The sequence below is a fragment of the Nocardia sp. NBC_00881 genome, assembly GCF_045207455.1.
Classification (GTDB): Bacteria; Actinomycetota; Actinomycetes; order Mycobacteriales; family Mycobacteriaceae; genus Nocardia.
The window spans coordinates 3,171,836-3,185,568 of sequence record NZ_CP108798.1 but is presented as its reverse complement, the minus strand read 5'-3'; the positions used below and the strand labels follow the sequence as shown (position 1 = coordinate 3,185,568).

The window sequence follows — 13,733 nt, the reverse complement described above, 5'->3', positions numbered from 1 at the left end:
GAGATGTTCTCACTCTCGGCATGGCGTCGGGTGGGCCGCTCGGTGGCCGGACACTCGGCCGTGTCCCGGAATGGCTCGCAACGGTAGAATCGGTCGCGCTCTGGCGACTACCTCGATCGACGCGCGGCGGCTCAGCTCGGCACCGTATCGAAGAAGTCCGCCGGGTCGAGCGCGCTGATCGGTGTCCAACGTGCCGAGGGTGCGGGCACCGCCGAATCGTGCGACGCCGCATCGAAATAGCCCTGGATCTCCAGCGCGAGCCGTGGGTTCTCATCGATCCGGCGCGCCATCTCATAGCACACGGCGAGCGCGTGCAGGCAGCGCGAAGTACGCGCGGTGCACGAGCAGTCGGTGCCCGCGAGAACCGGTGCGAGCGCGACACCGGCCGCGACGACCGCGCGGTGCATGTCGTCGGTCAGTACGGTCGTATCCGGAACGATCTGCGCTATGGCGGTGATCGTCGTCCTGGCGAGCGGGGCGATCTCCAGCTGGGCCACCGACGCCTGGCCGCCGCGATGGATGGTGGCGCGCACCACCCGGCCCTCCACGGTGGCCCGCACGCCGTTGTTCCGTGCGATGCTGCGGGCGCGGGGAAGCAGGGGATCGGGTCTGGTCTGCCGCAGCGGCTCGGCGAGGCGCACCCAATCCATGCCCCATGCGGTGTAGCCGAATTCGTTGTCCGCCATCAGCTCTCCCTCTTGCGGCGCAGGATTTCGATCAGCTGGTCGTCGCCGAGTCCGGCCAGTGCGGCGATGCCCGCGGCGTCGCCGAGATCGGTCAGCGCCGCCTTGCGGTCGTGCATGCCCGCGATGTGCTCCTCGACGGTGGTGGTCGAGGTGAGCGTGGTGATGGTGACCGTGCGGGTCTGGCCGATCCGGTGCACCCGGTCGGAGGCCTGTGCCTCCACCGCGGGGTTCCACCAGCGGTCGAAGTGGATGACATCGGCGGCGCGGGTCAGCGTGAGACCGGTGCCCGCCGCGCGCAGGCTCAGCACCAGCACCGCTGGACCTTCCCCGGCCTGGAACCGGGACACGATCTCGCCGCGTTCGGCTTGGCTCAGCCCGCCGTGGAAGAACGGCGCCGCCACTGCGAACTGTTCGGCGAGGTGGCGGACGAGCAGCTCGCCGGTCTGCCGGTACTGGGTGAAGACCAGTGTCGGACTGGCGGTCTCGAGGTTGGTGGTCAAGATGTCGGTGCACAGGTCGAGCTTTCCGGACCGACCGGCCAGTTCGCCGAGATCGCCGGTCACCAACCCGGGATGGTTGCAGACCTGCTTGAGCGAGGTCAACGCCGCGAGCACGCGGCCATGGCGCTCGATGCCGGAACCGAATCCCTCATCGATGGCCTGTGCGAGCACCAGATCGTAGAGTTCCTCCTGCTCGGCGGTCAGGTCGCAGAGCAGGTCACTGTGGATTTTCGCGGGCAGCGCCGCGGCGACCTGGATCTTTTTGCGTGCCAGCACCACGGGTTCGATGGTGTCGCGCAACCGTGCCGCTGCGGCCGCCGATCCTTCCTGGATCGGCCGAACGAACCGTCGCCGAAACTGCGTCCTATGTCCGAACAGCCGGGGCGCCACCAGGTGCAACAGCGCCCACAGTTCGTCGAGATGGTTCTCCACCGGCGTGCCGGTCAGCGCGACCACCGCGGCGGCGTCCACTGCACGGGCAGCCTTGGCGACCTGGGTGCGCGGATTCTTCAGCGCCTGCGCCTCGTCGAACACCGCCGTAGCCCAGCGCCGCCCGGCGAGCAACCCTCCGTGCAGTCGCAGGGTCGGATACCCGGTGACCACTACGGTCCCCGCGTCGGGGGCGATCGCGCCGCCACGCCAGACGATCGCCCGCAGTCCCGGCGCGAACCGTCCGATCTCGTGCACCCAGTTTCCGACCAGTGAGGTCGGGCAGACCACGAGCTGCGGCCCCGCCTCGGCCTGTCCGAGTAGGAAGCCGATGGCCTGCACGGTCTTGCCCAGGCCCATCTCGTCGGCGAGTACCGCGCCGCCGTGCGCGTTGGTGGTCTCGCGTAACCAACCGACCCCCCGCGCCTGATAGGGCCGCAGCTGCGCCTTCAGGGCGGAGCGCAGTTCCGTCGTCACGGCTTCGGTCTCGCGTAAGACCCGCAGTGCGCGTTCGGCCGACACGATCGCGGTGCCGCAGGCGTCCGGCACCGCGTGGGCGGCTACCGGCAGGGGCGGTCGTGTGCTCTCCGTAGCGGCGTCGGTATCAGCGGCGCGTAGTGCGTCCTGCCAGAGCAGGAGCGACCGACCCGGGTATTCGATCGTCAGATCCGCGAAGGTCTCGGGATCCACGGGCGCGGTGTCGACGTCCGCGACCTCGATTGCCCCGCACTCGCCGACGGGGACGGCCAGCGCGAGGGTCTCGCGGTCGCCGTACCCGTTCGGTGCGGGTCCGGTGCCGCGTCCAGTCCACGTCCAGAGCGCGAACATGTGCCGATCCGGCAGGTAAGTGGCGTGTGTGCTGCGCAGAACGAACCCCTTAAATCAACGTATGGCGTACGGAGTATCGTAACAACGTACCGCGTACTGGATTTGTTCCGAGGAGCATATTGAGCGAGGAGATAGACGTCGAAACGGCCGAACAGCTGATGAGTCTGCTGTGGCGGCACGAGCTTCCGCCACGCCCCGCGGGCCGCGGGCCGAAGCAGACGGTCAGTTTGGACGCGGTAGTCGCCGCTGCGATCGTGCTCGCCGACCAGGAGGGCTACGCGAAGGTCTCTATTCGCGCGGTCGCCGCCGAGCTGGGATTGCGCCCGATGAGCCTGTACACATACGTGCCTAGCAAGGACGCCCTCATGGTCCTCATGGTCGATGCGGTCGCCGACGAGGACGCCCCCATTCCCTGGGATCCCTCGCCTCGCGAGCGTATGGCAGCCCTCGCCCGCCACGTTCGCGCCGAACTGATTGCGCATCCCTGGTTGCTGGAGGTTTCACCCTGGCGGCTCGTGCTCGGTCCCGGACGCATGCGCCGATACGAACGGCAGCTCGCCGCGATCGAGGGCATCGGCCTGTCGGATATCGGCATGGACCGAGTGATCGCCGTGCTGTCGGAATTCGCCACCGGCAATGCCCGGGTGGCGGTCGCCGCCGCCCGCGACACGCGGCGGATCAGTGACGCCCAGTGGTGGGAGGTGCACGGCCCGTTGCTCGCCGAGGTCATGCCGTCGAGTCTGTTTCCGCTGTCGTCGCGAGTAGGCGCCGCAGTCGGCGAGCTGTACCAGGCGCCGGCCGACCCCGATGGCGGGTTCGAGTACGGACTCGCCAGGCTTCTGGACGGCATCCTTCGGGAGGTGTCCGCGGACTGATCGGGCCCGGACATGCCGACAGCGGGCGACCTGTTGGTCGCCCGCTGTCGACGGAAACGATGTTCTGTTGTTCGATGCTGTTGTGTCAGGACGCGAGGAGCAGATCAGAGGGCGGGAGCGGACTCTGTGTCGATCACGGCGTCTAGCTCACGCAGCCGATCCATGTGTTCGTTCGCGTGGTGCTGGCAGAAGAGCAACTCTCCACCTGCGGGCAGTACGGCACGCACTCGGGCAGCCGCCCCGCAACGGTCGCAACGATCGACCGCGGTCAGTGGGGTGCTTGTCAGGGTTCCTGGCATGACTCCTCCGTCCTGGCTCTCGGTCCTGACGACCGTTCGCCTGGTGTGGGGCCCGTGGTCACTCACCACGAGCTCGCTACCGCTACTTCTCAGCAGGGGTATGACTACTCTGTCAGACGTTCGGGACGGGGGCTTTGTTCCCGCGAGTGATTCTGTGTGTTTTCGGTAACATGACCAGGGATTTTCGCTATGGGCGAACATCACAGGTCACGTCGTCGAGCACCGCTCGATCACCACCTCGATCGGCCGATCCAGTTGTCCACCGGGAGATTACCCGTGACCTACGACACTCACACGCTTGTTCACATTTGTACGTTGGTCGAGTGGCTTTGCGCTCGGCAAACGGGCGAGTACCGCGCGCCGTCACTCGCCTCGGTGGGGTTCATCCACCTCTCGGCGCCGCAGCAGGTGCACCTCCCCGCCAACCGGCTGTACGCGGGACGGCGGGATATGGTGCTGCTGCGCATCGACCCCGGCCGCGTGGGATCGCCGATCAAATGGGAGCCGGGAGTGCCGACCGATCCTGAGTCGATGCTCTTCCCACACTTGTACGGCCCACTCCCGGTGGGGGCGGTCACGGCGGTCGAACAGTACCGCCCCGACGCGGGCGGCGTGTTCGTCCCTCTCGGCAAGTGAGCTATCGGTCGCGGTTCTCGCGGGCCGTGATGGCACCCGCGGCCGCACATCGAGTTTCGCCAGCACGCGGGAGACGTACGTGGGGGACTGCCAGCGTGGCCGAACGCAGGTCCCCGCTCAGCGTCAGCGTCACGACTGAGCCGGAGAACACCGAACAGCACACCGCGGCGATCCGCGACGCTCGGCTGCCGGCGTACAAACATGGCGGATAGGTCACAGCACAGCGTTCTCGCCGCATCGTCGGTCGAAGTGATGACCGCGCGGTTTATCTGTTCGGACATCCGGCTAATCTGAATATCGTGAACGTCGACGTCACCGCACTACCCGGAATCGGTGTCCGCAAGGATTTCGAAGTGCGTTCCGGTCGCCGCATCGGCGTGGTCGCGCACCGCGACGGTGATATCGACCTCATCGTCTCCAAGCCCGACGATCCCGATGCCTGCGCCGCGCAGGTCCCGTTGACCACCGACGAGGCGGCGGTGCTCGCGAACCTGCTCGGCGCGCCGCAGCTGGTCGCCAAGCTCAACGACGACCACCGCGACCTGCCCGGGATCACTACCCGGCAGCTGCCGATCGGTGACGACTCCCCCTACAACGGTCGAGCCCTCGGCGAGACCGAGATGCGCACCCGCACGAAGGTCTCCATCGTCGCGGTCATGCGCGCGGGGCAGCTGCATCCCTCGCCCGGCCCCGATTTCACCTTCACCGCAGGGGACCTGCTCGTGGTCGTCGGCACCCCGGACGGCTTGGACGCCGCCGCGAAGATCTTGACGCACGGCTGAGCGCGTGAAGGATACCGCGCTCGCCCTGATCGAGCTCGGAGCGGTTCTTTTCGCCCTCGGCATGCTGGGTCGTGTCGCGGGCCGAGTCGGCATGTCACCGATTCCGCTGTACCTGCTCGGCGGTCTCGCCTTTGGTCAGGGCGGCTTCATCCGGCTCGGCGCGGCCAACGAATTCGGCCATATCGCCGGCGAAATCGGCGTCGTGCTGCTGCTGTTGCTGCTCGGCCTGGAGTACACGGCGGCGGAACTGGTGACCGGGCTGCGCCGCTCATGGGCGGCCGGACTGCTCGACCTCGTGGCCAACGCGACGCCGGGCGCGCTGGTGGCGCTGATTCTGGACTGGGGGGTCAACGGCGCGATCACGATGGCGGGTGTCACGTATATCTCGTCCTCGGGGATCGTGGCCAAGGTCCTAGACGATCTGGGGCGCCTCGGTAATCGGGAGACGCCGGTGATCCTGTCCATTCTGGTGTTCGAGGATCTGGGTATGGCGGTGTACCTGCCGATCCTCACGACGGTCCTCGCTGGGCTGAGCTGGGTCAGAGGGTTGCCCGCGCTGGGGATTGCGCTGCTGACTGTCACGGTGGTGCTTTTCGTCGCTCTGCGTTATGGCCGCCAGGTCTCGGCGATCGTGGACAGCGCCGACCGCGAGGTGTTCTTGCTCAAGCTGCTCGGCGCGGCGCTGTTGGTGGCGGGCGCCGCCTCGGCGCTGAGCGTGTCGGCCGCGGTGGGCGCGTTCCTGCTCGGCATCGCGATTTCCGGCTCTACCGCGGCCGAGGCGGCGAAGCTGCTCGAGCCGCTGCGTGATCTGTTCGCTGCGATCTTCTTCGTGGCGTTCGGCCTGAGCACCGACCCGAGGTCGATTCCGCCGGTGCTCGGGTGGGCCCTCGCGCTCGGGGTGATCACCATGCTGACGAAGATCGCCACCGGGTGGTGGGCCGCGGGTCGGCAGGGCATTCGCCGGATGGGCCGGGCGCGGGCCGGTGCGGCACTGGTAGCCCGGGGCGAATTCTCTATCGTCATCGCGGGACTGGCGGTGAGCACGGGCGCGGTCGATGGGCGGCTCGCCGCCCTGGCCTCGGCTTACGTGTTGCTGATGGCGGTGCTCGGCCCGGTCGCGGCGCGGGTGGTCGAACCGGTGGTCGGGCTGGTGCAGCGCCGGGTACAGCCCGCCGTCTCCTGATCAAGGCTGTGCTGTCTCGGCGCGCATCGAGGCCTTGCGCTTCAGCCAGCGCCAGAACGTGGTCGCGGTCGCGCCGACCAGTAGGCCGATCACGGCAGCGCACAGGTGGCCGTAGTCGGTGAAGGTCGGACCGATCCATAGTGCCGCGCCGAGCACCATCAGAATCGTGGCCGCCCACGCCAGCCGGACCACGCCGCGGAACCGGAAAGCCAGCGCCGCCAGCACGGCCGAAAAGCCATAGCTGGTGCCGACATCCGCGGCGACGGCCACCTTGTGGGGGATGAGGCCGCGATCGATGGCGTTCGAGATGCCGGTGACAGTCAGCAGCGTCGCCCCGATGTGACCGGTGGCGAACAGAAGTATCCAGCGTCCGGTGCCCAGCCATCGCTCCGCGTAGGCCATCACGATCAGGAAGCCGGCGATGGTCGACCAGGGAAAGCCGCCGTCGGTCCAGAACGCCGAGGCCACCAGCACCTGTACCGGGTTGTGCCGCATGTTGTAAAGGTTGGTCGAGGCGGAGAAGATCAGCCTGCGCTCGACCGTGCCACCGACACCGCGCAACGTCCACCAGGTGACAAACAGCGTGAAGGCATACGCGGTGCTGGCCGGGGCGGCCCCCAGATGTTCTCGAATCGTGGGCACGATCCGCCGCGTCAGTCTCGGGCGGCGTAGCCACGCCCACGCGACGCGCAGTTCGGCGCGGAGGTCGATCGTCCTGGTCCAGGGCGACCGAAACTGGCTGAGGGTCGAGGCAACCACCCCGCAAGTGTGCCGTGCCCGACGTGGTCGCACCGGGTGGCCCGCCCTTGTGTGCTGTGTCACCGGCTCGACACCTCGACCGTAACGTGGTTTCACACTTGGGCAACATTCGCTTCCAAGAATTGGGCCACCGACCAATTGGTATGTGGACGAGGAGTTGCGTTCGTTATGGCGATCGAGGAACCCAAGGTGACCGGTGCCGCGGCCGGTGCCGATTATCTAGCGAAACGGACCCTGCGTTCAGGCTCGGCGGGGTGGGTGCTGCTAGCCGGGCTGGGTGTGAGTTACGTGATCTCCGGTGACTACGCGGGCTGGAACAGCGGCATCGCGGAAGGGGGGTTCGGCGGTCTGTTGGTCGCAACAGTGCTGATCGCGTGCATGTATCTGGCCATGGTGCTCGGAATGGCCGAGCTGTCGGCGGCCCTCCCCGCGGCAGGCGGCGGCTACACCTTCGCGCGGCGGGCGCTCGGGCCTTGGGGCGGCTTCGCCACCGGCACCGCCGTGTTGCTCGAATACGCCATCGCGCCCGCGGCGATCGCGACCTTCATCGGCGCATATGTCGAATCGCTGAACCTGTTCGGGATCACCGACGGCTGGTGGGTGTATCTGGCCGTGTATGCACTGTTCATCGGCGTGCATCTGACCGGAGCGGGGGAGGCGCTCAAGGCGATGTTCGTGATCACGGCGATCGCGTTGGTCGGCCTCGGGGTGTTCGCGGTGTCGGCATGGGGACTGTTCGACGCGACGAACCTGACCGACATCCCGGCGGATCCGGGCGCCGTGGGCAGTTCGTCGTTCCTCCCCTTCGGCGTATTCGGCATCTGGGCGGCGGTGCCGTTCGCGATCTGGTTCTTCCTAGCGGTGGAAGGCGTTCCGCTGGCCGCCGAGGAGGCACGCGAGCCAGAGAAGAACGTGCCGAAGGGAATTATCACCGCCATGCTCGTTTTGATCGTCACCGGCGCGGCCGTCCTGCTCCTCGCGACCGGAGCCCTTGGTGCGCAGGCGATTGCTACGTCCGGAAACCCACTGGTCGAGGCACTCGGCGACGGTGGATCGGCCAAGCTGGTGAACTACATCGGCCTGGCCGGACTGGTGGCCAGCTTCTTCTCCATCGTCTACGCCTACTCGCGCCAGACCTTCGCGCTGTCGCGTGCGGGCTATCTTCCGACTGGTCTGTCTGTAACCAACGCGCGCAAGGCGCCGGTGCTCGCGCTGATTGTGCCCGGCGTCGTCGGTTTTGCTCTGTCGTTGACCGGTAAGGGCGCGATGCTGCTGAACATGGCCGTGTTCGGCGCGGCGGTCAGCTACGTGCTGATGATGATCAGCCACCTCGTGCTGCGCGTGCGCGAGCCGCACATGCCGCGCCCGTACCGCACTCCCGGCGGCATGGTGACCACCGCGTTCGCTCTCGCTATCGCGTGTGCGGCGGTAATCGCCACCTTCCTGGTCGACCCGGTGGCCGCGACCTGGACGCTTATCGTGTTCTGCGGGTTCATGGCCTACTTCGGCCTATACAGCCGCCACCGGCTGGTGGCGAACTCGCCGGACGAGGAGTTCGCCATGCTTGCTCGCGCGGAGGAGGACCTCGAATGACCAGCTACGTCCAGCAGCTGCGCGGCACCGCCTACTGCTTCGACGGACTGGTCGAGCTGCTGGCCAAGGCGACGCCGCTGCGCAGTGGCGACCAACTCGCGGGCTGCGCGGCCGAAACCGATGCCGAGCGGGCCGCCGCCCAGTGGGCGCTGGCCGAGGTGGCGCTGACCGAGTTCCTGCGCGACCCGGTCATGCCCTACGAGACCGACGAGGTCACCCGGCTGATCATCGATACACACGACCGGGGCGCGTTCCAGCCGATCGGGCATCTCACGGTGGGCGGGCTGCGGGACTGGTTGCTGACCGTCGCCGCTGGGCCGGACGCGGCAGCCGCGCTGCGCGCGGTCGCGCCCGGATTCACGCCCGAGATGGTGGCGGCGGTCAGCAAGATCATGCGAAATCAGGACCTGATAGCCGTCGCGCGCGCCGCCGAGGTGAGGGCCGGTTTTCGCACCACCGTCGGCAGGCCGGGCACCCTGGCCACCCGTTTGCAGCCGAACCACCCCACCGACGACCCGCGCGGCATCGCCGCAGCGGTATTGGACGGTCTGCTGCTGGGCTGCGGCGACGCGGTGATCGGCATCAACCCCGCCACCGACTCTCCGCAGGCGACCGCCAACCTGCTGCGCCTGCTCGACGAGGTGCGCACCCGCTTCGACATCCCCGCCCAGTCGTGCGTGCTGTCGCACGTGACCACCACGATCGGGCTCATCGAGGCGGGCGCGCCGGTGGACCTGGTGTTCCAGTCCGTCGCGGGTACCGAGGGCGCGAACGCGGGCTTCGGCGTGAACATCGCGCTGTTGCGCGAGGCGAACGAGGCGGGTCGTTCGCTGCGCCGCGGCACCGTCGGCGACAACGTCATGTACCTGGAGACCGGTCAAGGCTCGGTGCTCTCGGCGGGCGCGCATCTGGGGACCGGGGGCAGGCCCGTCGACCAGCAGACCCTCGAGGCCAGGGCCTACGCGGTGGCCCGGGCTCTGGACCCGCTGCTGGTGAACACGGTGGTCGGTTTCATCGGCCCCGAGTACCTCTACGACGGCAAACAGATCATCCGCGCGGGCCTCGAGGATCACTTCTGCGGCAAACTGCTCGGCCTGCCGATGGGCGTGGACGTCTGCTACACCAACCACGCCGAAGCCGACCAGGACGATATGGACACCCTGCTCACCCTGCTCGGTGCGGCGGGCTGCGCCTTCGTCATCGCAGTCCCCGGCGCCGACGACGTCATGCTCGGCTATCAGAGCCTCAGCTTCCACGACGCGCTGTACGCGCGGCGAGTGCTGAACCTGCGTCCCGCCCCGGAATTCGAAGCGTGGCTGGCCGGGCTCGGGATGATGGACGCGACCGGGCGGGTTCTTCCGGTGGAGCCGCTGGCCTCGCCGCTGCGGGCCTTGACGGTGGCCCGATGAACTCCGTGAACTCGCGCCCGAAGCGGCAAGTCGCCGCATCACCGCTGGACGCGGTCGAGACGGATCTGGGAATCGAGCCCCGCGACCATCCGCGTCCTGCCGCGCCGGAGTTCGTCGCGCCCCACGTCGGAGCTACAGAAGGTGCTGCGCAAGGTTTTTGGCAGGAATTGCGCCGCGACACCCAGGCCAGGATCGGGCTCGGCCGTGCAGGGGACGCGTTGCCGACCGCGCGCGTGCTGGAATTCCGGGCCGCCCACTCGGCCGCACGCGACGCCGTCCACCTGCCGCTGGATGTGCCTGCGCTGACCGAGCGTGTCGAGGCGCTCGGCCTCGGCACGGCTACCCACGTTCGCAGCCGCGCCCGCGACCGGGCCGAGTACTTGCGCAGACCGGATTTGGGGCGGCTGCCCGCCTACGGCGAGTTGGCACCGATCCCGAATCTCGCGGCCGAGATCGGATTCGTGCTCGCGGATGGGCTTTCCCCTCTCGCGCTCACCGATCACGGCCCGGCCACGCTCGCCGCACTCGTCGAAGAACTCGCGACGCGCTACCGGCTCGCCGCACCGGTGATCGCCACGCAGTCGCGCGTCGCACTCGGTGACCACATAGCCGAAGCCATGGGCGTGGAGACGGTCGTGGTGCTGATCGGGGAACGTCCCGGCCTGTCGGTCGCCGACAGCCTCGGCATCTACCTGACTCACCTGCCGCGTCCAGGTCGCACCGACGCCGACCGCAACTGTGTCTCCAACATCCACCCGCCCGAGGGCCTCGGCTATCGGCATGCGGCGAGGGTTGTGGCGGGCCTGGTGTCCGGCGCGCGCCAGCTCGGTCGCTCGGGCGTGGACCTGAAGGACACCTCTCGCGCCGACCCGGTGGGCTCGGGTGCGGTCATCTCGGTCGAGACTCCATGCGACTGAATCGGCCAGTGACCCACCGGAGTTGCCCACTGCTTCGACATCGAAGCGCGTCGACCGGTCAGCCGTGGCAGCCCATCGCCGCGGAACGCCGTGTGCACCGCGACTCGGCCCGTCCCCGTGATCACCACGGCTCTCGGGCGACGAGCGAGATCGGGCACGTGCTCACGGCGCAGTCCGAGTTCGACGCATCCTGATCGACACGATCATGCCGAGCGCGCGACATGATCGTGCCCTAGCAGACCCGCGCGACACGCGTGCACCCGCAAATGCGGAGCGCCCGCATTCATTGGACGCTGGAACAAAGCGCACAACAAACGCGGGCGACGCGGCGGGGTGACCTAGTCCAGGTAGTCGCGAAGCACCTGCGAACGGCTGGGGTGGCGCAGTTTGCTCATGGTCTTCGACTCGATCTGTCGGATGCGTTCACGGGTCACCCCGTACACTTGGCCGATCTCGTCGAGGGTGCGTGGCTGGCCGTCGGTGAGCCCGAACCGCAGGCGGACCACGCCCGCCTCGCGCTCCGACAATGTCTCCAGCACTGACTGCAGTTGATCCTGCAGCAGCGTGAAGCTCACCGCGTCCACCGCGACCACGGCCTCGGAATCCTCGATGAAGTCGCCGAGCTGGCTGTCACCCTCGTCACCGATTGTCTGGTCCAGCGAGATGGGCTCACGCGCGTACTGCTGGATCTCCAGCACCTTCTCCGGCGTGATGTCCATTTCTTTGGCGAGCTCCTCCGGTGTCGGCTCGCGGCCGAGGTCTTGGAGCAACTCGCGCTGGATGCGGCCGAGCTTGTTGATGACCTCGACCATGTGCACCGGGATGCGGATGGTGCGGGCCTGGTCGGCCATGGCGCGGGTGATGGCCTGCCGGATCCACCAGGTCGCGTACGTGGAGAACTTGTAACCCTTGGTGTAGTCGAACTTCTCCACCGCGCGGATCAGACCCAGGTTGCCCTCCTGGATCAGGTCCAGGAACGCCATACCACGGCCGGTGTAGCGCTTGGCCAGCGAGACGACCAGGCGCAGGTTGGCCTCGAGCAGGTGATTCTTGGCTCGGTTGCCGTCGCGGACGATCCAGTTGAAGTCGCGGCGCATCGCGACCGGCAGCTTCTCGCCCTGCTCGGTGAACTCGCGCACCTTCTCCGCGGCGTAGAGGCCCGCTTCGATCCGCTTGGCGAGCTCGACCTCCTCCTCGGCGTTGAGCAGCGCGACCTTGCCGATCTGCTTGAGGTAGGCGCGGACCGAGTCGGCCGAGGCGGTCAGCTCGGCGTCCTTGCGCGCCTGGCGGAGCGCCTCGGATTCCTCTTCGTCCCAGACGAAATCGCCGGAGGCCTTGTCCACGGCGGTCGGCTCGTCGGCCCCTTCGCTTTCCGCCCCTTCGGCTTCGGCTTCCTCAGCGACGTCGTCGACCAGTTCGTCGCCGTCGGCGAGATCTTCCTCGGACACCTCCAGCTCGCCGAGATCGTCGATATCGAGCGACTCGTCTCCGAGCGACTCGTCGGCACCGGGCTCGCCGTCCGGTCCCGCTTTCTTGGTTGTCTTCTTCGCCGGAGCCTTGGTCGCCTTGGCGGCCTTCTTGGCAGGAGCCTTCTTGGCGGCAACGGCCTTCTTCGCCGGAGCCTTCTTGGCGGCAGCCTTACGGACCGGCCGTGCTGCGGTTACATCTGCGGAGTCGGCATCGGCCGATTCGGCGGTCTGACGGGTATTCGTGGCTACCACGTACGCCCTTTCGTGACGGTCTCGTGCGGCGTCACGCCAGAGTGGTTTCCGGCGGAGCGGTCTGTCGGGTTGCACCGGCGGAGGGCCGGTCGGGGTTTCTCCGGCTCAGCCGGGCACGTTCCATTGTAACGATCTAACCAGGGTACTCATGGCACGATGCCCGGAACGGCATCCCCCGCCGCGTCCGCGCGCCTCAGGGGGTGATGCCCGCATCGATCGCCATGGCAGCGCCGACAATGCCCGCGGTGTTTCTCAGGTGCGCGGGGATGACCGGAGTGCGGTTGGTGAGCAGCGGAATCCACTGGTCAGCGTCCCTGCTGATGCCGCCGCCCGCAACGAACACCGTCGGCCAGATGAGGTTCTCCATCCCGATCAGCACCGTGCTCACCTCGCCGGCCCACTGCTCGTAGGACAGGCCGTCGCGGTCCTTCACCGATGCCGCGGCGCGGTGCTCGCTCTTGGTGCCGCCGATCTCCAGATGGCCGAGTTCGGTGTTCGGCACCAACGTGCCGTGGACGAGCAATGCGGAACCTATGCCGGTGCCGAAGGTGAGCAGCAGCACGAGGCCGGCGAAATCCTTTGCCGCGCCGTAGCGGTCTTCGGCCAAGCCCGCCGCGTCCGCGTCGTTCAGCACGGTGACTTCGCGGCCGCCGAGCGCGCCGGAGAACAGTGTCCGCGCGTCGGTGCCGATCCACGATTTATCGATGTTGGCCGCGGTCTGCGCTACGCCGCCGAGCACCACCGCGGGCAGCGTGATGCCGACCGGGCCCGCCCACTCGGCCTCGGCGACCAGCTCGGCCACCGCCTCTGCTACGGCGAGGGGTGTCGCCGGATGTGGCGTCGCGATCTTGATCCGCTCGTGGACCAGGTCACCGGTGGTCAGATCCACCGCGGCGCCCTTGACACCGCTGCCACCGATATCGATACCGAATGCGTGCCCGCGAGCGGACATGACTTACCCCTCGTTTCCTGTGCTGGCCGGTGTGATGACAGCGCCGCCGCGCAGGTCCCACGGCGCCACACGGGGGCGTTGCGGTGAGGTGCTCGACGACGGCGCTGTGTCGTGCACGACAAGAGTAATGCGAAATCGATGCTGCGCGTTCCCGAGGATCTGTG

Annotated in this window: 13 protein-coding genes; 7 read left to right on the top strand and 6 right to left on the bottom strand. The window is 67.9% G+C overall.

The window, feature by feature from the left end; translation table 11 throughout:
• Positions 1-131 precede the first annotated feature (131 nt).
• Both OH799_RS12870 and OH799_RS12865 read right to left on the bottom strand, forming a co-directional pair.
• Positions 132-686: a hypothetical protein gene (locus tag OH799_RS12870; RefSeq protein ID WP_406279807.1), complete on the bottom strand. Its 555-nt coding sequence runs from the start codon at positions 684-686 to the stop codon at positions 132-134.
• Entirely contained in the window at positions 686-2,443 is a 1,758-nt protein-coding gene (locus OH799_RS12865; protein ID WP_406279804.1) for a DEAD/DEAH box helicase, read from the bottom strand. Before OH799_RS12865 ends, OH799_RS12870 begins: the two co-directional genes overlap by 1 nt.
• Before the next feature lie 158 nt (positions 2,444-2,601).
• Here OH799_RS12865 and OH799_RS12860 point away from each other — a divergent pair, with 158 nt between their 5' ends.
• Positions 2,602-3,318: a TetR/AcrR family transcriptional regulator gene (locus OH799_RS12860; protein WP_406282033.1), complete on the top strand. Its 717-nt coding sequence runs from the start codon at positions 2,602-2,604 to the stop codon at positions 3,316-3,318.
• A gap of 104 nt (positions 3,319-3,422) precedes the next feature.
• Here the strand turns inward: OH799_RS12860 and OH799_RS12855 are convergent, their stop codons facing one another.
• Positions 3,423-3,617, bottom strand: coding sequence for a hypothetical protein (locus tag OH799_RS12855; RefSeq protein ID WP_036538000.1), 195 nt, complete (start codon positions 3,615-3,617; stop codon positions 3,423-3,425).
• Positions 3,618-3,893: 276 nt separating this feature from the next.
• Between OH799_RS12855 and OH799_RS12850 the strand changes: the two genes are divergently transcribed.
• From OH799_RS12850 to OH799_RS12840, 3 genes are all read left to right on the top strand, one after another.
• The gene (locus OH799_RS12850) at positions 3,894-4,253 is read left to right on the top strand and encodes a DUF952 domain-containing protein (RefSeq protein ID WP_406279800.1); all 360 of its coding nucleotides are present in this window, start codon (positions 3,894-3,896) and stop codon (positions 4,251-4,253) included.
• A 299-nt stretch (positions 4,254-4,552) separates the two neighbouring features.
• Complete coding sequence (locus OH799_RS12845) at positions 4,553-5,035, top strand: cation:proton antiporter regulatory subunit (RefSeq protein ID WP_406279797.1); 483 nt, start codon at positions 4,553-4,555, stop codon at positions 5,033-5,035.
• A gap of 4 nt (positions 5,036-5,039) precedes the next feature.
• Positions 5,040-6,218 carry a cation:proton antiporter gene (locus tag OH799_RS12840; protein WP_406279794.1) on the top strand — a complete coding sequence of 393 codons (1,179 nt, stop codon included), beginning with the start codon at positions 5,040-5,042 and terminating at the stop codon, positions 6,216-6,218.
• Here OH799_RS12840 and OH799_RS12835 read toward each other — a convergent pair whose 3' ends face one another.
• On the bottom strand, positions 6,219-6,977 hold the full coding sequence (locus tag OH799_RS12835; protein ID WP_406279791.1) for a rhomboid-like protein: 759 nt from the start codon (positions 6,975-6,977) through the stop codon (positions 6,219-6,221).
• 168 nt (positions 6,978-7,145) lie between these two features.
• On the opposite strand from OH799_RS12835, the gene eat reads away from it, so the two are divergent.
• The 3 genes from eat to eutC are packed head-to-tail and all read left to right on the top strand — an operon-like array spanning position 7,146 to position 10,896.
• Positions 7,146-8,570: an ethanolamine permease gene (gene eat / locus OH799_RS12830; RefSeq protein WP_406279787.1), complete on the top strand. Its 1,425-nt coding sequence runs from the start codon at positions 7,146-7,148 to the stop codon at positions 8,568-8,570.
• Positions 8,567-9,979: an ethanolamine ammonia-lyase subunit EutB gene (locus OH799_RS12825; RefSeq protein ID WP_406279784.1), complete on the top strand. Its 1,413-nt coding sequence runs from the start codon at positions 8,567-8,569 to the stop codon at positions 9,977-9,979. The genes eat and OH799_RS12825 overlap by 4 nt, the downstream gene beginning before the upstream one ends.
• Positions 9,976-10,896, top strand: a complete 921-nt coding sequence (gene eutC, locus OH799_RS12820) for an ethanolamine ammonia-lyase subunit EutC (RefSeq protein WP_406279781.1) — start codon at positions 9,976-9,978, stop codon at positions 10,894-10,896. Before OH799_RS12825 ends, eutC begins: the two co-directional genes overlap by 4 nt.
• 338 nt (positions 10,897-11,234) lie before the next feature.
• Here the strand turns inward: eutC and OH799_RS12815 are convergent, their stop codons facing one another.
• Both OH799_RS12815 and ppgK read right to left on the bottom strand, forming a co-directional pair.
• On the bottom strand, positions 11,235-12,617 hold the full coding sequence (locus OH799_RS12815; RefSeq protein ID WP_406279778.1) for an RNA polymerase sigma factor: 1,383 nt from the start codon (positions 12,615-12,617) through the stop codon (positions 11,235-11,237).
• A gap of 193 nt (positions 12,618-12,810) precedes the next feature.
• Positions 12,811-13,569 carry a polyphosphate--glucose phosphotransferase gene (gene ppgK / locus OH799_RS12810; protein ID WP_406279775.1) on the bottom strand — a complete coding sequence of 253 codons (759 nt, stop codon included), beginning with the start codon at positions 13,567-13,569 and terminating at the stop codon, positions 12,811-12,813.
• Positions 13,570-13,733: the final 164 nt, after the last annotated feature.